We start from the raw sequence: 20685 nt of genomic DNA on the forward strand, positions 1-20685 counted from the left end.
GGTGGAAAGGAAGCAAGCCTTATTAGGTAAGCCTACTCGTGTGAGTAGTAAATGGTTACCTGTAGTCACTGTCGGTGTTGTCTCTAGCCTTTTGGTTGGTTGTGCAACACCACCGCCGAAACAGCAAGACAACCTATGTAGCATCTTCAGAGAGCATCCATCGTGGTACGAAGATGCCTTAGATATGCAAGAAGAGTGGGGCACTCCCATCAACGTAGCGATGGCTTTTGTAAAACAAGAGAGTAGCTTTCGTCATGATGCGCGCCCACCAAAAGATTACATTCTTGGGTTTATTCCTTGGGGCCGTGTAAGCAGCGCTTATGGCTATGCTCAAGCTCAGGACCCAGCTTGGGAAGATTTCCAAAAATCGACCAACAATGGCGGTTCAAGAACCAATTTTGATGATGCGCTGATGTTTATAGGTTGGTACACCAGCGAAACGCGTCGTCAGTTGGGTATCTCACTATGGGACCCATATAACCAATACCTGGCTTATCATGAAGGCCGTGGTGGTTATAAGCGCAAGTCATACAACAGCAAACCATCGTTGATTAAAGTAGCGCGTAAAGTCGAACAACAAGCAAAAGATTATGGATGGCAGCTGAAACAGTGCCGCAAAGAACTAGAAGACAATCGAAGCTGGTTTTTCTAAAGCCAGCCGTCACGGAGAAGAGCAATGCCTTTATTAGATAGTTTCACTGTTGATCACACACGCATGAACGCACCTGCAGTTCGTGTTGCTAAAACAATGCAAACCCCAAAAGGGGATACCATCACTGTGTTTGACCTGCGTTTTACTGCGCCAAACAAAGACATCTTATCTGAGAAAGGTATCCATACTCTAGAGCACCTATACGCTGGCTTCATGCGTAATCAATTGAACGGTTCAGATGTAGAGATCATCGATATTTCACCTATGGGCTGCCGCACTGGTTTCTATATGAGCCTGATTGGTACACCGACAGAGCAACAAGTGGCTGACGGTTGGTTGGCCGCGATGAAAGACGTACTGAAAGTTGAGAGCCAGAATAAGATCCCTGAGCTGAACGAATACCAATGTGGTACCGCAGCAATGCACTCTTTGGATGAAGCGAAAGAGATCGCTAATGCGATCATCGCTGCTGGTATCTCTGTAAACAAGAATGATGAACTGGCACTGCCAGAGTCTATGCTGCAAGAGCTTAAAATCGACTAATCATTGTTAGCGGTGAGTTAGATATTAAAAGGCCCGGTTCAATGAACCGGGCCTTTTTTGTCAACGTATTTTAGGGCTAGGCTGTTGTCGCATGTGAGCTTGTGATTACTTAGCTATTCTAATAAGCCAATTTTATCCATTTACGATCTGCGGGAACACACGTACCAGTTTGATTCGGTTCTCTTCGAGCTCAACAATTTCCATTGGATGACTGGCAACCTGAACACTGAGGTGACTCTCTGGAATATCTTCAAGATGTTCTAGTATCAAACCATTCAGCGTTCTTGGGCCATCGGTAGGCAGTGCCCACTGTAAGCCTTTGTTGATGTCTCGGATATTGGCGCTGCCTTCAATCAAGAAGCTGCCATCGCTTTGCGGAGTAATTTCTTCAGATAAGCTTGGCGCAATTGAGGTGGTAAACTCACCTACGATCTCTTCTAGAATATCTTCAAGGGTAACCAAACCATTGATATCGCCATACTCATCAACAATCAAACCGATACGCTGTTTATTGCGCTGAAACTTAAGCAGTTGAATATTGAGTGGTGTTGCTTCAGGAATGAAGTAGATCTCATCCGCTGCACGCAACAAGGTCTCTTTATTGAATTCGTTCTTTTCAAGCATCAATCGGTAAGCTTCACGTAGCCTAAGCATACCAACTACTTCATCTATTTGGTCACGATACAGCACCACGCGGCCATGGGGCGAGTGAGTCAGTTGACGAACGATAGATTTCCAGTCGTCATTGATGTCGATACCAGTAATCTCATTACGCGGCACCATGATGTCGTTCACGGTGACATGTTCCAAATCCAGAATAGACACCAACATATCTTGGTGACGCTGAGGGATTAAGCTACCTGCTTCATTTACCACGGTTCTAAGCTCTTCTGAGCTCAAGTGGTCGGTCGCATCGTGACTGGCTTTAACACCTAAGATACGAATGAAGCCGTTGGTAATGAAGTTGACCAAGATTACCAATGGTGACAGCACCTTCATCAGTATCATCAAAAGGATGCTACTCGCGTAAGAGACACGTTCAGGAAATAGAGAAGCGATGGTTTTTGGTGTTACCTCGGCGAATACGAGGATCACTAGAGTCAGGGTACCGGTAGCGATAGCTACACCGATATCCCCGTAGATGCGCATACCAAGAATAGTAGCGATCGCAGATGCAAGAATGTTGACGAGATTGTTGCCGATGAGAATGAGGCCAATCAATCTGTCTGGGCGGTTCAGAAGTTTTTCTACGCGTTTGGCACCTTTATGACCCGTATTGGCCAAGTGCTTTAAACGGTAGCGGTTCAGGGACATCATGCCCGTTTCGGAACCAGAGAAATAACCGGAAATTACAATGAGACACGCGAGTAGCGCAAATAAGATACCCGTTGATATGTCGTCCAAAACTATTCTTTTCCTATTTGTGTATCTTGATTAATTTATGACCGAACATGGTCGAGATGTCAATTGAATGTATTGCACTCAATATTTTAAAGGCAAGGTATGTGAGACCTTGCCTTTATTTTACAGACTAGTTCAGGATGATTTCCTGAACGAAGCGGCTACCGAAGTAGGCTAATGTGAGCATGCTGGCGCCGGCTAGGGCGAACCAAGTGACTTTCTGTCCACGCCAACCTTTTTGATAATGACCCCATAGAAGGATGGAGTAGATAACCCAAGCGATAAAAGACAACACAGCCTTGTGTGCTTTACCTTGAGCAAACATATCTTGTACGAAAATGAGACCTGTCAACAAAGTACCCGTTAATAAGCCATTACCAATCAGAATGATCTTGAAAAGCTGTCTTTCTACCATCATTAAAGGAGGTAGGTTAGGGTTGATCACCAACGCTTTTTTCTTTTTAAGTTTGTGATCTAGCCACGCGAGCTGCAGAGCGTAGAGTGCCCCGATAGTTAGTGTCGCGTATGAGAATAGAGCCAAAGAGATATGAACGAGCAGTTTAGGGTCATTCTCTAGATGCTTGATGAATGTGCTTGGAAGAAAAGTAGCAGCCATCAAGTTTAGTGCAGCGAAGCTATAAACGACGGGCAAGATAAACCACAAACGAGTTTTGAGCATAGCGCCGCTCATAACCACAGATATGATTAAGCTGATTAATGAAGCAACGTTCAAGATACTGAGGTTTTGGCCACTAGCATTAAAAATCAAATCGCCAAGCAACCAAGCATGGAAAGCTAGAGCAAGTAATGCGCTGATAAACACCGTTTTTACACGGATTCCTGTTTGGTGCACGAGACCTGGAATGATCGTGGAAATCGCCATTGTATAAAGAAAGGCTGCTGCGATCGCAATAAGACTGTCCATGGTATCCATTTAAATGATTACTAATTGGTGAATTATACCTCGCATCGCTCTTTGGGGCTATGGCGAACCTCATTCAATTCCAAGTGAATAATGTCTCACATCACAAGGACGGATGATTAAGGCTCTACAACGGGTATGACTCTAATCCGCGCTAATGTATACTCACAGTAATAGTCGCAGTTTTGAGCGAAGAGAAAACTATGTTTGATAATTTAACGGATCGTCTATCCAAAACGCTGAAGAACATCAGCGGTAAAGGTCGTCTGACCGAAGACAATATTAAAGAGACGCTGCGTGAAGTACGTATGGCGCTACTTGAAGCCGACGTTGCACTGCCAGTTGTCCGCGATTTTGTTAAGCGCGTAAAAGAAGGCGCTGTAGGTGTTGAGGTTTCTAAATCTCTAACGCCTGGTCAAGAATTTATTAAGATCGTTCAAGCTGAACTTGAAGCGGTGATGGGTGAGTCTAACGAGGCTCTTAACCTAGCAGCGCAGCCGCCAGCAGTTATCTTAATGGCGGGTCTACAAGGTGCAGGTAAAACTACATCGGTAGGTAAGCTATCTAAGCTTCTAACTGAGCGTGACAAGAAGAAAGTCTTGGTTGTGTCTGCCGACGTTTACCGTCCAGCGGCGATCAAACAGCTTGAAACGTTAGCAAGCGATGTTGGCGTAGACTTCTTCCCATCTTCAGCTGATCAAAAGCCTCTTGATATTGCAAACGCTGCAATCGATCACGCGAAGAAGAAATTCTACGACGTGCTACTTGTCGATACTGCCGGTCGTTTGGCTATCGATGAAGAGATGATGGGCGAGATCAAAGAGCTTCATACTGCAATTAATCCAGTAGAGACACTGTTCGTTGTTGATGCAATGACAGGTCAAGATGCTGCGAACACGGCAAAAGCTTTTGGTGATGCGCTACCACTAACCGGTGTTATCTTGACGAAAGTTGATGGTGATGCGCGTGGTGGTGCTGCTCTGTCTGTTCGTCATATCACAGGCAAACCGATTAAATTCTTAGGTGTTGGTGAAAAGACTGACGCACTAGAACCGTTCCACCCAGATCGTGTTGCTTCTCGTATCTTAGGTATGGGCGACGTACTGTCTCTTATTGAAGACCTACAAAAGAACGTTGATACCGAGAAAGCTGAGAAACTGGCTAAGAAGTTCAAAGAGAAGAAAGGCTTTGACCTTGAAGATTTCCGTGAACAGCTAGGTCAGATGCAAAACATGGGCGGCATGATGGGCATGATGGATAAGCTTCCAGGCATGTCTCAGCTACCAGATAACGTTAAAGATAAAGTTGATGACAAGATGTTCAAGCAGATGGAAGCGATCATCAACTCGATGACTATGAAAGAGCGTCAACGCCCTGATCTAATCAAAGGTTCACGCAAAAAGCGTATTGCCGCTGGTTCTGGTACACAGGTACAAGATGTAAACCGTATGCTTAAGCAGTTCACCCAAATGCAGAAGATGATGAAGAAGATGCAGAAAGGTGGCATGAAAGGCATGATGCGCAACATGCAAGGCATGATGGGCGGCGGTGGAGGTATGGGCGGAATGGGTGGTGGCTTTAACCCGTTTGGTCGATAATCTACAAATGTAAGCTTTAGCTACGTTACTTTTCATAGTGTTAGCCGTGTCACAGAAAGTGTACGGCAGCTATGTTGGTGAAAAAATAGCTAAAGCCCTTGCATTGCACCGGAATAAGAGTAAAATTCCGGGGCTTTAATTTGGCACGAGACCCCAAGCTATTTACTTATACTTGGGGTTAATTATTTTATTAAGAAAGCAAAGAGGACGACATGGTAACCATTCGTTTGGCACGTCACGGTGCAAAGAAGCGCCCATTTTATCAAATCGTAGTTGCGGATAGCCGTAACGCTGCAACTGGCCGTTTCATCGAGAAAGTAGGTTTCTTTAACCCTACTGCTCAAGGTCAAGAAGAAGGTCTACGTCTAGACCTAGATCGTGTTAACCACTGGGTTGGTCAAGGCGCATCTCTATCTGATCGTGTAGCTAAGCTAGTTAAAGACGCTCAAAAAGCGGCTTAATTCTTTTTAAAGAGAAATAGCTTATGTCGATGAAGGGTAAAGAAACTATGAGCGAGCAAAACAATAGAATTGTCATGGGTAAACTTGGGTCTACCTATGGTATTCGTGGCTGGCTTAAAGTGTTCTCCTACACAGACAATGCTGAAAGCATATTTGATTACAGCCCTTGGTATTTAAACCTAAAGGGCAAGTGGGTTGAGTACAAAGTTGAGAGCTGGAAACGTCATGGCCAAGGTTATGTATGTAAGCTAGCGGGATTAGATGTTCGTGAAGACGCGCAACTGATGACTAACTTTGAAATTGCTATTGACCCTGCTTCGTTACCTGAATTGTCAGAAGATGAATTCTACTGGCGCGAATTGTTCGGTATGCAAGTTTTTACCACTAAAGGTTACGACCTTGGTGAGGTCACTGACCTATTAGAAACTGGCTCGAACGATGTTCTAGTAATCAAAGCAAATCTTAAAGATGCTTTTGGCCAAAAGGAACGGTTAGTACCGTACCTTGAAGAGCAAGTGATCAAGAAAGTTGATCGCGAAGCTCGCCGGATCGAAGTTGACTGGGATCCTGGATTCTAACTCCAAATTACAGAGCGAGAGAACACATGTGGGTTGGCATTATTAGCCTTTTTCCTGAAATGTTCCGTTCTGTTACTGATTTTGGAGTAACAGGTCAAGCGGTTAAAAAAGGTCTTTTATCTATTGAGACATGGAATCCTCGTGATTTCACTCATGATAAACATCGCACTGTTGATGACAGACCTTACGGTGGTGGTCCTGGCATGTTAATGATGGTTCAGCCTTTGCGCGACGCTATCAAAACAGCCAAGCAAGCAGCACCGGGAAAGACGAAAGTGATCTATCTTTCACCTCAAGGTCGTAAACTCGACCAGAAAGGTGTTGAAGAGCTGGCAACAAACGAGAATTTACTTCTTATTTGTGGTCGCTACGAAGGGGTAGATGAGCGCATCATTCAATCTGAAGTTGACGAAGAATGGTCGATTGGAGATTTTGTGATGACGGGTGGCGAACTGCCAGCCATGACGCTGATTGATTCAGTATCTCGGTTTGTTCCGGGTGTACTTGGAGATTTCGCTTCAGCAGAAGAAGATTCTTTTGCAAATGGTTTGCTAGATTGTCCCCATTATACGCGCCCTGAGGTGCTAGACGATAAAGATGTGCCATCGGTACTCAAGTCTGGAAACCATAAGGACATTCGTCGCTGGCGATTAAAACAATCGTTGGGCCGAACTTGGCTAAGAAGACCAGAACTCCTGGAAAACCTAGCTCTGACTGACGAACAGGAACAATTACTGGCTGAATTCATTAAAGAGCAACGCTCTTAACGAAAAGCAAGCAGTAACCTATTAAATTTAGTATCAGTTTATTCTAGGAATTTATACAAATGAGCAACATCATCAAGGCTCTTGAAGAAGAGCAACTAAAATCAGACCTTCCTAAATTCGCACCAGGTGACACTGTTGTAGTTCAGGTTAAGGTAAAAGAAGGTGACCGTGAGCGTCTACAGGCTTTCGAAGGCGTTGTAATCGCTATTCGTAACCGTGGTCTACACTCTGCATTCACAGTTCGTAAGATCTCGAACGGTGAAGGCGTAGAGCGTGCGTTCCAAACTCACTCTCCAATGGTTGATAGCATCGAAGTTAAACGCCGTGGTGCAGTACGTCGTGCCAAGTTGTACTACCTACGTGAGCGTTCTGGTAAGTCAGCTCGTATTAAAGAGAAGCTTACTAAGAAGTAATTCTTTTTGCATTCTATCGATAAAAGCGGAGCCATTTGGCTCCGCTTTTTTGTGCCTGCTAGTTAGAGCTTTGAAAGTAAGAGATCCCCAACTCTTTCGTTCCTCACTCTTGGGGATGACGACTGGAAAGTAGGCTTAAATGCAACCGTCATTCCCTAGACTGACGAAGGAGTAGGGAAACTCTTTTGGTAAACACCAAACTATCGGCAATAAAAAAGGATTGACGCAAACGCCAACCCTTTAATCATTTTTCCGAATCTGATGTGACCCCATAAAAGTAGACACTTAATACAGAGCATTGAGTGTAATGAAAGTAAAATCACAAAGACAATATACAGACGAATTTAAACGAGAAGCTGTTCAGCGATCTCTCGATTCTTCTGACACCGTTAAGTCAGTAGCACTATCCTTAGGAATATCGCCGGTGCTACTTTCTAAATGGAGATGCCAAATGACGTCGAAGAAGACTAACTCCCTCCCAATACCTAACCACGGTCCCGAAACATCCGTTACACAACTGGAGAAAGAGATCCGTCAATTGAAAAAGAAGCTTGAGATGGCAGAGCTGGAGAATGATTTCTTAAAGGAAGCGAAGGCTTTCTTCGACAGCCAAAAAGAATAAGGTTCGAGTATATCCTTAAGAAGGCCAGTGTGAAGCTTCCTGTCATTCGACTATGCCAATGGTTGGGCGTTTCTAAAGCGGGTTATTACAAGTGGCTAACAAGGAAACCATCGAAGCGAGAGACAGACAATGAGTCTTTAAGTCACTACTTGAGGAGAGAAAGCGAAGCTCAGTATTGTATTCCAGGCTATCGAAAGCTTTGGGAAGCAGCAGTCGCTAACGGCTTTATTTGTAATAAAAAGCGAGTACAGAGGCTTTTGCAGAATATGGGCTATCGCTCTTGCGCGAGCAAGAAGCGATATGGACGAGCGCCAAGACAAAATACGCTTATACCTGCCTATAACATTCTTGCCCGCCAATTTAAGGTGGATAAACCCGATCGAGTTTGGGTGTCAGATATCACTCAGGTGCGCTGTACTGATGGTTGGCAATACCTGTGCGTCGTCTTAGATTTGTTTTCACGCAAAGTGATTGGTTGGTCGACAAGTCGTATTAATAACGCAAAGTTAGTGCTAAGAAGCCTGAATAAGGCTTGGGAACAAAGGCAGCCCTTAGGTCACGAGCTTTTGTTTCACTCCGATCAAGGTATACAGTATCGAGCGTTGGAGACGATCCGTTGGCACCGTAAACGAAAGATTAAAGTCAGCATGTCGAGAAAAGGAAACTGTTGGGATAACGCTTGTTCCGAAAGTTTCTTTGCGCAATATAAGAAAGAGTGGATGAACAACTTAGATCAGCTTTCACGACAAGAAATGACGATGCAAAGTCGAATTTATATCGATACCTATTATAATCCAGTAAGAAGGCATGGGACTCTAGGTGGAGTGAGTCCCATGGACTTTGAACTAATCAACTAAACCCCTGTGTCTACTTTTTAGGGGCCATATCAAATCTCGAATCTCGAATCTCGAATCTTAGAACTGATCTTCCGACCAACCATCGCTATCAGACATGTCTGGTGCGCCAGCGATGCTGTTTTCTTCGTCTGCCCATTCACCGAAATCAATCATCTGACATTGCTTGCTGCAAAACGGGCGGTGTGGGCTTTGTTCACCCCATTCAACGTCAGTATTACATTGAGGGCATTTAACGATGGTGATTTTCTTCGACATAGTGATTCTTAATTTGAGGGATAATAATAGTGAGTTTAGGCTCGAGTGAGGACTCAAGCCAAACTATAAAAGGAAACTAATTAGGTGCAGATCGCTAATTCAAACTCGATATCTTGAGTACAAGCTTGCCCCGTCTCAAAGCTCATGAACTTAACTGCAAAGCGGTTCTTGTGACCTGAGATCATCGGGTAGGCACCGTATTGCATCGGAATAGAAAGACGAAGGATATTCGCTTCATCGGCATCGCTCTGAAAGAAGCCAGCACGAGCGATTTGCTCTTTAAAGTGCCCTGTTTCCCTGGTGAGCTTCAACCATAGTGTTAGCGCTTCATACAGAGGCTGTAGGCTATCCATCCAAGCTTTAGCATCTCTCATTCTCTTATCGAGCGGAAGGTGCAGCCAATAATGCAGTGCGGGTAAATCAAAGCAGCATGAGCCACCTGGAAGATTAAAGCGTTGGCGAATCGCACTTAGAAAGCGGTCTTCCTTAAGTGATTGCCCGAAACGCTCTGCCTGCATCAGATCACGATAGATGTTACCAATGTCAGTAAGCAATGATGTCAGCATCTCTTGATCGACACCTTCAACATCTAACCAGCTTTTGTAGGTTACACGTTGTTTCTCAATATCTTTTGCGAGTTCGCTCTTGAGTTGGATCTGTTCGAAGATTTCAATCAGATCAAAGATGGAACGGAAAAAGAGTTGATACTGTTGAGCATCGGAAAATGTAGAAGACAAGTGTAGCTGCCTCAAGAGTGATTCGACTCTTAAGTAGATGCGTGTTTTCTCATTTAGAGGATGTTCAAATTTATGGGTGATCATCGAGCAAACCTTCATTCAACATTGTTCTATTCTGACCCATCTACAGCACTGATTGCCAGATACTTTTGATGTAAATCTGTGATTTGAGGCAAAAGTTCTTGGTTTTTAGTATGGTTTTTAATCACGTCATCTGCAACTGCTAAGCGTTGTTCTCTTGAAGCCTGTGATTTTAAAATTGATGCAACTTGTTCCCTAGAAACATTATCACGACTCATCGTTCGTTCTATTTGCACTTCTGCTGGCACATCAACGATTAATACGCGATCGGTCATGCCTTGCATTTGGTTTTCGACCAATAGCGGTGCGACTAATAAACCATAAGGGGATGTGATTTTAGACAGGTCACTGTCAATTTTGTCACGGATCATGGGATGAAGAAGATCATTGAGCCACTGCTTCTCTTTAGGATCAGAGAAGATAAGCTCACGCAGCCTACTTCGGTTGAGTGTTCCATCGTCAAGCAAGATAGACTCACCAAAGTGGTCTGTAATCTGTTTTAAGCCGTCACTGCCCAAAGTGACTACTTCACGTGCCACGATATCAGCATCAACAATATCAATATTAAAGTGTTCATTGAACAGGTTAGCGACGGTGGTTTTGCCACTGGCGATACCACCACTTAATCCGATAATGATTGCCATGGTTAAATTCCTAGTACAGAAGTGAAATACCAGCCCATGATGTCGTTGCCCCACATCAAACTCACCCAACCCGCAATCGCAAGGTAAGGTCCAAATGGAAAGGCTTTATCTATGCCTTGTTGTTTCAAGCGAAGTTGAATCAATCCGAAAACTAAGCCGACAAGTGAGGATAGAAGAATGATCATTGGGAGGTGTTGCCAACCAAGCCAAGCGCCAAGCGCAGCTAATAACTTGAAATCACCGTAACCCATGCCTTCTTTGCCTGTTAACAGCTTGAACAGCCAATAAACCGACCAAAGTGCTAGGTAACCTGCCATTGCACCAACCACGGAATCTTGAAGCGATACAGGGCTGATATTAAACAGAGCTAACGCGATACCGTACCAAACTAAAGGTAAGGTAATTTGATCAGGCAACAGCATAGTATCGAGATCGATAAAGGTTGCGGTAATCAATGCAAACGTGAAAAAAATCAAAGCAATAGCGTAGTAACTGAAACCAAAGTGGCTAGCAACCATTGTACAAAGTATTGCGGTAAGCAGTTCGACCAAAGGGTAGCGAGCGTTGATTGGATTGGCACAGCTGTGACACTTACCTTTTAAGAACAACCAGCTTAACACTGGAATATTGTCGACGATTCTTAATTGGGTTTTGCATTTCGGGCAGGTTGAACGAGGAATGCTGAGATTAAACTTTCCCTCTGGTGCTGGAATTTTATATTGAGAGAAATATTCCGAGCACTCTTGTTGCCATTCGCGTTCCATCATAATCGGTAAACGGTGTATGACTACGTTGAGGAAGCTGCCGATAAGAAGGCTAAAAATGAAAGCTAATACGGGGAATAGCCAAGGATAGTAGTGAAATACTTCCATAGTGTCCTTTACCACTTAATCAAAGTGAGCAGAGATTGCTGCTCATGGGTGTTTAGTTGCTTTAACTATCCTAACACACTCATAAGATTAAAGATCGGTAAGTACATCGCAACCACAAGCCCACCAACCACGGTGCCTAAAAACACGATGATCAGTGGCTCTAGAATCTTGCCTAAATTGTCGACGGTGTTGTCTACTTCAAACTCGTAAATCGAGGCGACTTTATTGAGCATATCATCAAGGTTGCCAGACTCTTCACCAATCATCACCATCTGCAACACCATTTCGGGGAAGGCGTTGGTATTGCGCATTGCGATATACATCGGCATGCCTGCAGCTGTTTCTCGGTGAACTTCAATGATGGCTGATTCATAATGCAGATTACCTGCGGTTTTGGCTGTGGTTTTGAGGCTCATTAAAATCGGAATACCAGAACTAAAGCTTGTTGATAAGGTTCGGCTAAACTTGGCAATAGAGGCTTTGGCTAATATGCCACCGAGAACAGGAAAACGTAGTCCTAGCCGACTGACAGACAGTCTGAACGAGTGGGAACGCTGACACAGTTGGTAAATAATCAGGACAACAAGCCCTATGCCTACAGCCGTATAAAAACTGTAAGTCTGCATCCAATGGGAAAGGTAGAGTACTTGTTGAGTGAACCAAGGTAGGTCGGCGCCAAAGCCTGAAAACATCGACTCAAATTCCGGAATCACCATGGTCAGCATTAAATAAGAAACGGTCAGTGCTACCGTGACCACCATGGCAGGATAAATCAGTGCTTTGACGACTTTAGACTTTAACTGCTCGCTTTTTTCTCGATAGGTCGCTAAGCGTTCGAACACTTGTGCGAGGTTGCCGGAGAGTTCGCCTGTCGCGACCAAATCAGTATAGAGGTCATCAAAGTGACGACTTGCAGTTCGCATTGCTTTTGAGATTGGCGTGCCGGCTTCTACACCTTTGCATATGTGCGATAAAATCGATTTCATTTCTGCTTTGCGGTGATTGTCTGAGACCAACTTGATGGCTTGCACGATAGGCACGCCAGTAGCCAGCATGGTAGCGAGCTGCCGAGTTAAAATAGTGATGTCCTTGGCTTTGACTCTATGGGTTAAACGAGTGACGGCTGAGATGCTTTTCTTTTTGATTTTCTTAATCTGAATGTGCTGCTCTTTGAGCTTTTCTCGTACTTCCAATTCGGTGAGCGCTAAGGTCTGCCCAGACACTTTCTTGCCTGAGCTATTAATGCCTTTCCAGTGATAGCTTTTTAATTGTGATTGTTTGGACTTGCTACTCATTGGTGTTCCATTCGGTTATAGGTACAGAACACGTTGCAGTTCTTGATAGCTGGTGGTGCCTTCAAGCAATTTATCTAGCCCTGACTCTTGCAGAGTTCTCATGCCTTCTCGACGCGCGAGATCTTCAATCGCTAGCGCATTGGGTTGACTGATAAGGCTGGTCTTGAGCTTGTCGGTAAAAGGCATCACTTCATAGATACCCACTCGGCCTGAGTACCCCTGATTACATTCATTACACCCTTGGGGATTAGCTTTGTAGATGGTTCGGCTGTTAGGAATCGAGTGACGCAGAAATATGTCCGGTGAGTCGTCAACTTCTTTGCAATGGTTGCACAATCGTCTTGCTAGTCGTTGAGCGATAATCAAACTCAGTGATGAAGCTAGGTTAAAGGGTTCTATCCCCATATGAGCGAGTCGAGTCACGGTTTCCGCTGCAGAGTTAGTGTGCAGTGTCGAAAGCACTAAGTGACCAGTTTGCGATGCTTTGATCGCGATCTCTGCGGTTTCTAAATCGCGGATCTCCCCAACCATTACCACATCGGGGTCTTGTCGTAAAAATGATCGCAATGCTTCAGCAAACCCAAAACCGATTTTGGGTGCGACTTGAACTTGATTGATACCACATAGATTGATCTCGACCGGATCTTCAGCTGTTGAGATGTTGCGCTCTATGGTGTTAAGTACCCGAAGGCCAGTGTAGAGAGAAACGGTTTTACCACTGCCGGTTGGGCCGGTCATTAAGACCATTCCTTGTGGGCGCTTCAATGCATTGAGATAGAGTGCTTTTTGATCCTCGCTGTAACCCAACTTATCGATATCTAAATTAGCAGCGCTGCTATCTAAAAGACGCAGTACGATCTTTTCTCCCCACAGTGTCGGTAGAGTCGATACACGCATATCAATCGCCAGTTCGTCGTTTAAACGAAGCTTAATACGTCCATCTTGAGGCAAGCGACGTTCGGCAATATCCAGCTTAGCGAGGATCTTTAAGCGAGCAGATAAACGGCGACTTAGATGGGAAGCCGGTTGTTGTATTTCAACAAGGATGCCATCGCAACGTAAGCGCACACGATAGTTTTCTTCATAAGGTTCGAAGTGGATATCGGATGCACCTTTACGCACCGCATCAACCAGTATTTGATTGATAAAACGGCTAACAGGAGAATCGTCTTGGCTGAGGTCTTCAATTGAAGTCATCTCATCGTCAGAGACTTCAACGAGATTGGCGAGTTCATCTTGGGTGATCTCTTTACGCTTGGAGTCTTGCCCAGAAATAGAGCGTCCATACAGCTTTCGTATTGCACCTTCTAGTTCTGAGTAGTTAGCGACAACCAATTCAATCTGTAATCCCGTTGCAAAGCGAAAATCATCTTCCGCCTGTAAGTCGGTTGGGTCGGCCGAGGCGAGTGTGAGAGTTGAGCTAGAGACTGAAATCGGGATAGCACGATACTTGGTGATTAGCTCGCGAAGCCCTAATTGGTCGCACAAGACTTCATAATCAACATTGGCAAGCTGCACTAACGGCAAACCGAAAATGGTTTTTATGTTGTTTGCTAAGGAATCACCTGTGAAGAGCTCAAGAACGAGCAGAGCTTCAGGTGTCGAAACACCGGAAGCTTGTACGTGTTCCGCCACGGCTTGTTCTTGAGTCAGGCTAAGTAAGCCAGCCTGACGAAGAACGGTTGGGAGATTGGTTAGCACTATTTACAGTTTTTCGGTAATAAATCGTCAGTTACAGGAGTCGCTGTTGTTCCTTTACACTCCCAAGCTCCATCTTGTGCTCTGGACAGCGCAAATTTCTTATTTACTAAAAGAGTGCTAACGCCTGCACTAGCAAAAGTAAATGTAATTGTCCCCACACCAGCTGAACTTCCTTTAGCAAATGCTATCGTTCCTGATGGGATTGATGATGGGACTCCGAGAGCATCTTCGGTTTGCCCACTAGTAGAACCATCTGGGAAGCTTCCATTTTCGACAGAATAAGCTTCAACATTTGTTTTTACTCCTGTTGCAGTAGCAAGAGCGGAAGCAACCTCAGCCTTAGCTACATACTTTTGATATTGAGGAATTGCAATCGCAGAAAGGACACCTATTACAGCCACTACAATCATCAATTCAATCAGCGTAAAGCCTTTTTGGTTCGTTCTTTTGTTCTTGTTATTCATTTTCTAATTCCATTCTTTAGTTTGTTTCAGCGCAAGCACTGGTTGGTGAGAGAATAGAAGTCGAGATGGGGAAGTGGAATGATGTTCAGGTGCGGTCGCGAGTGGTTTTGTATTTATTAGTGCAGTGTTTCATATAGCACGCAAATTTATGCGATCAACTTAAATAACTGCTTGAAATACTGATAATTAAGGCAATAAAAAAGGCACTGCTATCAACAGTGCCCTTAGGGAAACTATTTACTATTCAGTAAATTACGCTTTGAATCTCATTGATAGATCCATGGCTTTAAGGTGCTTAGTTAACGCGCCTACAGAGATGTAATCAACACCCGTTTCAGCGAACTCAGCGATGGTATCTAGCGTCACGTTACCAGAGTTTTCTAGTGCTGCACGTCCAGCGTTGATTTTAACTGCTTCACGCATCATATCTGTGGTGAAGTTGTCTAGCATGATGATGTCTGCGCCAGCGCTGATCGCTTGCTCTAGTTCTGCTAGGCTTTCCGTTTCTACTTCCACAGGTTTACCAGGGTTTAGCTCTTTTGCTGTAGAGATAGCTTTCTCAATGCCACCACAAGCGATGATGTGGTTTTCTTTGATTAGGTAAGCGTCGAAAACACCGATACGGTGGTTGAAACCGCCGCCACAAGCGACTGCGTATTTTAGTGCACTACGTAGACCTGGGATGGTTTTACGAGTATCTAACAGACGGCACTCTGTGTGTTTGATTTTGTCTGCGTAGATAGCTGTTGCCGTCGCACAACCAGACAGTGTTTGAATAAAGTTCATTGCGTTACGCTCACCCGTTAATAACGCGCGTGCTGGGCCTGTTAGTGTGCAAAGCGTTTGGTTTGGTTCAACCTTGTCGCCATCTTCGACGTTCCACTCGATAGTCACTTCACCGCCCAGTTGCTTAAACACTTCATCAGCCCAAGCTTTACCACAGAACACGCCGTGCTCACGGGTAATGATGGTGGCACTGTTGACTGCGTCTGCAGGGATTAGACTTGCCGTAATATCAGCCGCTGGATCTAACGTTCCACCTAGATCTTCTTTGATGGTCTCAGCGACTGCACGAGTGATTTCTAGAGGCAGTTGCTGTTTTAAGTAGTCAAGGCGTTGGTGGCTGTTATGTGTGTTTTTCATCGCAAATCTAATCTTGAAAGGGAGTGGGAATGGAATGATACTCTTGCTTAACTTCAAATTAAAGAGGCTAGCGCGACTGCTCTATGGGCAAGGTCACAATCTATGTGCTGGCAAAAAAGAAAGTGAGACCAAGATGACGATCTGCTCCAATGGATGGTACGACAACGCTCGGCATGTTCCTTCCCCATATTTTGATACAAGACCAAATGTCGATGATATCTCTCTGCTGGTGGTTCACAATATTAGTTTGCCTCCGGGGCAATTTGGTGGGCCTTACATCGAACAGTTTTTTACAGGTAAGCTAGACCCGTCAGAACACCCATTTTTTAAGGTGATTCACCAAATGGGCGTATCAGCACACTGCTTAATTCGTCGTGATGGTGAGGTTGTTCAGTTTGTTTCGTTTCTTGATCGTGCTTGGCATGCAGGTCAGTCGAGCTTTGCAGGTAGAGAGCGGTGTAATGATTACTCGATTGGTATTGAACTGGAAGGCAGTGACTTTGTTGCTTACACCGAGCTGCAGTATCAAGCGCTTGCCCAATTAACAGAAACGATCGTATCGACTTTCCCTCAAATCACCACCGAGCGTATCACTGGCCATCAATACATAGCACCTTTACGCAAAACAGACCCAGGTTTGGTCTTCGACTGGACAAAATTTAAAGGCAAATTGCGCTTCTAATTCTTCATATTCTTCATGGCTCTGCCAATTACAGAGCCTTGCTTAATCAACGTTTAGCATAACCACTTGTGAATTTTTGTTGTTGCTATGTAAAGAAAGTGGTGGATGGAAGAGCAGCAATAAACCAAGAGTGTGACGAGCTTATCAAACGCCCATTTGTTAAAGGTTATGAACAGGATTTCCATCCTAAATGTGCGTTTGGTTTGATTTTTAAACAAGTGACACTAATCTTTCTGAAACAATTCATTTTTATCCTGAAATTTTCTAGCACGAAACCTCCCCAAAAGTATTAGCCCTGTAAATGGTAAGACCAATTTGGTTGCCGTTTTAAATTTCATTTGTTAAGTCACGGTTAATTCACCCTGCATTCTATGATGCAGGTCAATTTTACACTGGACAGTGGCGTTTTAATTATGTTAATTTCTGCCCAACTTAAAATTGGTATTACCAATTGTCAGCGAAGAAAAAGAAGAACAACAAACTATGGCTTATCAAAGGATTCGTCAGCCAAAACTCTCCGATGTTATCGAACAAGAGTTAGAAAGGTTGATAGTGGAAGGAACACTGGCTCCTGGGCAGCAGCTGCCGCCTGAGCGCGAACTGGCGAAACAGTTCGATGTGTCTCGTCCTTCAATCCGAGAAGCGATACAACGTTTAGAAGCAAAACGCTTGCTTACTCGCCGTCAAGGCGGAGGTACGTTTGTTAGCGAAAATATCTGGAAAAGCTTTTCAGATCCTTTGCTTAATTTGTTGTCCTCCCATTCTGAAACCCAACTAGACTTGTTGGAATCGCGTCATGCGATGGAAGGGATTTCGGCTTACTTTGCGGCATTGCGTGGCACTGATGAAGACTTTGCTCGAATTCAAGCATGCCAAGATAAAATTCACGGCGCGCAAGATAAGGGTGATATTGAAGCCGAATCTGCAGCGGTGATGGCTTTTCTTATTGCTTTAACAGAGGCAGCGCACAATGTGGTGTTATTGCACATTGTTCGTAGTTTGGCTCCGTTACTCGAACAAAATGTCTTAGAGAATTTAAAGCTGTTGCATCGTCGTAAAGACGTTGTGGAGAAAGTGAGTATACATCGAGCTAACATTGTAGATGCGATTGTTTCAGGGCAGCCAGAACAGGCACGTGAAATGTCACACTCTCATTTAGCTTACATCGAAGAAACATTGCTGGATTTGACGAAGGAAGAGTCGCGTCGCGAACGTTCTTTACGTCGAATTCAACAGGGTAAATAGCCGTAATACTTCGGCTTTTTACGTGTTTAGTAGAATCCAACTAACAAAAAGGATAGATCGCCATGTCTGACATGAAGCATGACGTTGATGCTCTGGAAACTCAAGATTGGTTAGAAGCTCTTGAGTCAGTAGTACGTGAAGAAGGTGTAGAACGTGCACAGTTTTTACTAGAACAAGTTCTAGATAAAGCGCGTTTAGATGGTGTTGATATGGCTACAGGCATCAACACAAACTACATCAACACAATTCCAGCAGCACAAGAGCCAGCTTACCCTGGTGACGTAACTCTTGAGCGTCGTATTCGTTCGATTATTCGCTGGAACGCAATCATGATCGTATTGCGTGCTTCTAAGAAAGACCTAGACCTTGGTGGTCACATGGCTTCTTACCAGTCAGCAGCAGCGTTCTACGAAGTATGTTTCAACCACTTCTTCCGTGCTCCAAACGAGACTGACGGTGGCGATCTAGTTTACTACCAAGGTCACATCTCTCCAGGTATCTACTCTCGTGCATTCGTTGAAGGTCGTCTAACTGAAGAGCAGCTAGATAACTTCCGTCAAGAAGTTGATGGTAAAGGTATCCCTTCTTACCCGCACCCTAAACTGATGCCTGAGTTCTGGCAGTTCCCTACAGTATCTATGGGTCTAGGTCCGATCTCTGCGATCTACCAAGCTCGTTTCCTTAAGTACCTAGAAGGCCGTGGTCTTAAAGATACTTCCGCGCAACGCGTATACGCGTTCCTAGGCGACGGTGAGATGGATGAGCCAGAATCACGTGGTGCTATCTCTTTCGCTGCGCGTGAGAAGCTAGATAACCTATGTTTCCTAATCAACTGTAACCTACAGCGTCTAGATGGCCCTGTAATGGGTAACGGTAGCATCATCCAAGAACTTGAAGGCCTATTTAAAGGTGCAGGTTGGAACGTTGTTAAAGTTATCTGGGGTAGCAACTGGGATTCTCTACTAGCTAAAGACACTACTGGTAAGCTTCTTCAACTAATGAACGAAACTATCGATGGTGACTACCAGACATTCAAATCTAAAGATGGCGCATACGTACGTGAGCACTTCTTTGGTAAGTACCCAGAAACAGCTGCACTAGTTGCAGACATGACTGACGACCAAATCTTCGAACTGAAGCGTGGTGGTCACGATTCTTCTAAGCTGTTCGCTGCATTCAACAATGCAAAAGAGACAGGTGGCAAACCAACAGTAATCCTAGCTAAAACAGTTAAAGGTTACGGCATGGGTGAAGCTGCAGAAGGTAAGAACATCGCTCACGGTGTTAAGAAGATGGACATGACTCACGTACAATATCTACGTGACCGTCTAGGTCTACAAGATCTACTTTCTGATGAGAAAGTATCTGAGCTTCCTTACCTGACTTTGGAAGAAGGTTCTGCTGAGTACGAATACTTACATGCTCGTCGTAAAGCCCTACAAGGTTACACGCCAGCACGTCTGCCTAAGTTCACTCAAGAATTCAAAGTTCCTGAGCTAGACGCATTCGCACCTCTACTAGGTGAACAGAAGCGTGATATCTCTACAACTATGGCTTATGTACGTACGCTAAACATCCTACTGAAAGACAAAAACATCGGTAAGAACATCGTTCCTATCATCTGTGATGAAGCTCGTACATTCGGTATGGAAGGTCTATTCCGTCAGGTTGGTATCTACAACCCACACGGTCAAGAATACACACCTGAAGATAAAGGCATCGTTTCTTACTACAAAGAAGCAACGTCTGGTCAAGTACTTCAAGAAGGTATCAACGAGCTAGGTTCTATGGCTTCATGGGTTGCAGCTGCAACTTCATACAGCACGAACGACCTACCAATGATCCCGTTCTACATCTACTACTCAATGTTCGGTTTCCAACGTATTGGTGACATGGCATGGCTAGCAGGTGACCAACAAGCTCGTGGCTTCCTACTAGGTGCTACAGCTGGTCGTACAACACTGAACGGTGAAGGACTACAGCACGAAGATGGTCACTCGCACATTCAAGCGAACACGATCCCTAACTGTATCTCTTACGACCCAACGTTCGCTTACGAGCTAGCAGTAATCATGCAAGACGGTATCCGTCGCATGTACGGTCCTGAGCAAGAGAACGTTTACTACTACCTAACAGTAATGAACGAGAACTACGCAATGCCAGCAATGCCAGAAGGCGCTGAAGAAGGCATCCGTAAGGGTATCTACAAGCTTGAATCTCACGCTGGTGCTAAGGGCAAAGTTCAACTAATGAGCTCTGGTACTATCATGAACGAAGCGCGTAAAGCAGCTGAAATTCTAAGCGAAGAGTACGGCGTAGCATCTGACGTATTCTCAGTAACGTCGTTCAACGAACTAACTCGTGACGGCCAAGCGGTAGAGCGTGACAACATGCTTCACCCAGAAGCTGAAGAGAAAGTACCGTACATCACGACTGTTCTTGGTAAAGAACCTGCAATCGCAGTGACTGACTACATGAAGAACTACGCTGAGCAAGTACGTGCGTACATGCCAACTGAGTCTTACAAAGTACTTGGTACAGATGGTTTCGGCCGCTCTGATAGCCGTGCAAACCTACGTCGTCACTTCGAAGTTAACGCTGGCTACATCGTAGTTGCAGCTCTAACTGAACTGGCTAAACGTGGTGACATCGAGAAATCAGTAGTTGTTGAAGCAATTGCTAAGTTCGATATCGACACTGAAAAAACTAACCCGCAATACGCATAAGACTGGCATTAAGGTAGGTAAATACA

The 20685-nt window shown here is 44.6% G+C and carries 20 protein-coding genes and 1 pseudogene; 11 read left to right on the plus strand and 10 right to left on the minus strand.

What is annotated here, in order from left to right; genetic code table 11:
- Position 1 precedes the first annotated feature (1 nt).
- Together AB8613_RS11385 and luxS are read left to right on the plus strand one after the other, a co-directional pair.
- The gene (locus AB8613_RS11385) at positions 2-652 is read left to right on the plus strand and encodes a hypothetical protein (protein ID WP_372383835.1); all 651 of its coding nucleotides are present in this window, start codon (positions 2-4) and stop codon (positions 650-652) included.
- A gap of 24 nt (positions 653-676) precedes the next feature.
- Positions 677-1195 carry an S-ribosylhomocysteine lyase gene (gene luxS, locus AB8613_RS11390; RefSeq protein WP_146490617.1) on the plus strand — a complete coding sequence of 173 codons (519 nt, stop codon included), beginning with the start codon at positions 677-679 and terminating at the stop codon, positions 1193-1195.
- Between the two features lie 132 nt (positions 1196-1327).
- Here the strand turns inward: luxS and AB8613_RS11395 are convergent, their stop codons facing one another.
- Together AB8613_RS11395 and AB8613_RS11400 are read right to left on the minus strand one after the other, a co-directional pair.
- Positions 1328-2599 (minus strand): HlyC/CorC family transporter, encoded by a 1272-nt coding sequence (locus AB8613_RS11395; protein ID WP_019825852.1) that lies wholly within the window; start codon positions 2597-2599, stop codon positions 1328-1330.
- A gap of 127 nt (positions 2600-2726) precedes the next feature.
- Positions 2727-3521 carry an inner membrane protein YpjD gene (locus tag AB8613_RS11400; RefSeq protein ID WP_019825854.1) on the minus strand — a complete coding sequence of 265 codons (795 nt, stop codon included), beginning with the start codon at positions 3519-3521 and terminating at the stop codon, positions 2727-2729.
- A 200-nt stretch (positions 3522-3721) separates the two neighbouring features.
- On the opposite strand from AB8613_RS11400, the gene ffh reads away from it, so the two are divergent.
- The 6 genes from ffh to AB8613_RS11430 all read left to right on the plus strand — a co-directional run bounded on the left by ffh (position 3722) and on the right by AB8613_RS11430 (position 8814).
- Positions 3722-5116 carry a signal recognition particle protein gene (gene ffh / locus AB8613_RS11405; RefSeq protein ID WP_146490618.1) on the plus strand — a complete coding sequence of 465 codons (1395 nt, stop codon included), beginning with the start codon at positions 3722-3724 and terminating at the stop codon, positions 5114-5116.
- Positions 5117-5328: 212 nt separating this feature from the next.
- Positions 5329-5577, plus strand: a complete 249-nt coding sequence (gene rpsP, locus AB8613_RS11410; RefSeq protein WP_004410028.1) for a 30S ribosomal protein S16 — start codon at positions 5329-5331, stop codon at positions 5575-5577.
- 23 nt (positions 5578-5600) lie between these two features.
- Positions 5601-6155: a ribosome maturation factor RimM gene (gene rimM / locus AB8613_RS11415; RefSeq protein ID WP_017063236.1), complete on the plus strand. Its 555-nt coding sequence runs from the start codon at positions 5601-5603 to the stop codon at positions 6153-6155.
- A 26-nt stretch (positions 6156-6181) separates the two neighbouring features.
- Positions 6182-6922 carry a tRNA (guanosine(37)-N1)-methyltransferase TrmD gene (gene trmD / locus AB8613_RS11420; RefSeq protein ID WP_019826347.1) on the plus strand — a complete coding sequence of 247 codons (741 nt, stop codon included), beginning with the start codon at positions 6182-6184 and terminating at the stop codon, positions 6920-6922.
- Positions 6923-6981: 59 nt separating this feature from the next.
- The gene (gene rplS / locus AB8613_RS11425) at positions 6982-7335 is read left to right on the plus strand and encodes a 50S ribosomal protein L19 (RefSeq protein WP_004735514.1); all 354 of its coding nucleotides are present in this window, start codon (positions 6982-6984) and stop codon (positions 7333-7335) included.
- 307 nt (positions 7336-7642) lie between these two features.
- A protein-coding gene (locus AB8613_RS11430; RefSeq protein WP_210446792.1) for an IS3 family transposase occupies positions 7643-8814 on the plus strand; the annotation gives its coding sequence in 2 pieces (ribosomal slippage) (positions 7643-7925 and positions 7925-8814; 1173 coding nt in all).
- Positions 8815-8871: 57 nt separating this feature from the next.
- Here AB8613_RS11430 and yacG read toward each other — a convergent pair.
- From yacG to nadC, 8 genes are all read right to left on the minus strand, one after another.
- Entirely contained in the window at positions 8872-9069 is a 198-nt protein-coding gene (gene yacG / locus AB8613_RS11435; RefSeq protein ID WP_327783518.1) for a DNA gyrase inhibitor YacG, read from the minus strand.
- A gap of 80 nt (positions 9070-9149) precedes the next feature.
- The gene (zapD, locus tag AB8613_RS11440; RefSeq protein WP_086711973.1) at positions 9150-9890 is read right to left on the minus strand and encodes a cell division protein ZapD; all 741 of its coding nucleotides are present in this window, start codon (positions 9888-9890) and stop codon (positions 9150-9152) included.
- A 26-nt stretch (positions 9891-9916) separates the two neighbouring features.
- Positions 9917-10531, minus strand: a complete 615-nt coding sequence (gene coaE / locus AB8613_RS11445) for a dephospho-CoA kinase (protein WP_372383836.1) — start codon at positions 10529-10531, stop codon at positions 9917-9919.
- 2 nt (positions 10532-10533) lie between these two features.
- The gene (locus tag AB8613_RS11450; protein ID WP_327783519.1) at positions 10534-11403 is read right to left on the minus strand and encodes an A24 family peptidase; all 870 of its coding nucleotides are present in this window, start codon (positions 11401-11403) and stop codon (positions 10534-10536) included.
- A gap of 65 nt (positions 11404-11468) precedes the next feature.
- Complete coding sequence (locus AB8613_RS11455) at positions 11469-12698, minus strand: type II secretion system F family protein (RefSeq protein WP_285954234.1); 1230 nt, start codon at positions 12696-12698, stop codon at positions 11469-11471.
- 15 nt (positions 12699-12713) lie between these two features.
- Positions 12714-14399, minus strand: a complete 1686-nt coding sequence (pilB, locus tag AB8613_RS11460) for a type IV-A pilus assembly ATPase PilB (RefSeq protein WP_372383837.1) — start codon at positions 14397-14399, stop codon at positions 12714-12716.
- Positions 14399-14863 (minus strand): pilin, encoded by a 465-nt coding sequence (locus tag AB8613_RS11465; RefSeq protein WP_372383838.1) that lies wholly within the window; start codon positions 14861-14863, stop codon positions 14399-14401. Before AB8613_RS11465 ends, pilB begins: the two co-directional genes overlap by 1 nt.
- Before the next feature lie 252 nt (positions 14864-15115).
- The gene (gene nadC, locus AB8613_RS11470) at positions 15116-16006 is read right to left on the minus strand and encodes a carboxylating nicotinate-nucleotide diphosphorylase (protein WP_285954237.1); all 891 of its coding nucleotides are present in this window, start codon (positions 16004-16006) and stop codon (positions 15116-15118) included.
- An 83-nt stretch (positions 16007-16089) separates the two neighbouring features.
- Between nadC and ampD the strand changes: the two are divergent.
- The 3 genes and pseudogenes from ampD (at position 16090) to aceE (ending at position 20659) form a co-directional block, all read left to right on the plus strand.
- A pseudogene (gene ampD, locus AB8613_RS11475) lies at positions 16090-16688 on the plus strand (1,6-anhydro-N-acetylmuramyl-L-alanine amidase AmpD).
- Between the two features lie 483 nt (positions 16689-17171).
- Positions 17172-17933, plus strand: a complete 762-nt coding sequence (gene pdhR / locus AB8613_RS11480) for a pyruvate dehydrogenase complex transcriptional repressor PdhR (RefSeq protein ID WP_017629813.1) — start codon at positions 17172-17174, stop codon at positions 17931-17933.
- 62 nt (positions 17934-17995) lie between these two features.
- On the plus strand, positions 17996-20659 hold the full coding sequence (aceE, locus tag AB8613_RS11485; protein WP_086711966.1) for a pyruvate dehydrogenase (acetyl-transferring), homodimeric type: 2664 nt from the start codon (positions 17996-17998) through the stop codon (positions 20657-20659).
- Positions 20660-20685 lie beyond the last annotated feature (26 nt).

This window comes from Vibrio sp. BS-M-Sm-2 (genome assembly GCF_041504345.1).
Taxonomy (GTDB): Bacteria; Pseudomonadota; Gammaproteobacteria; order Enterobacterales; family Vibrionaceae; genus Vibrio; species Vibrio satsumensis.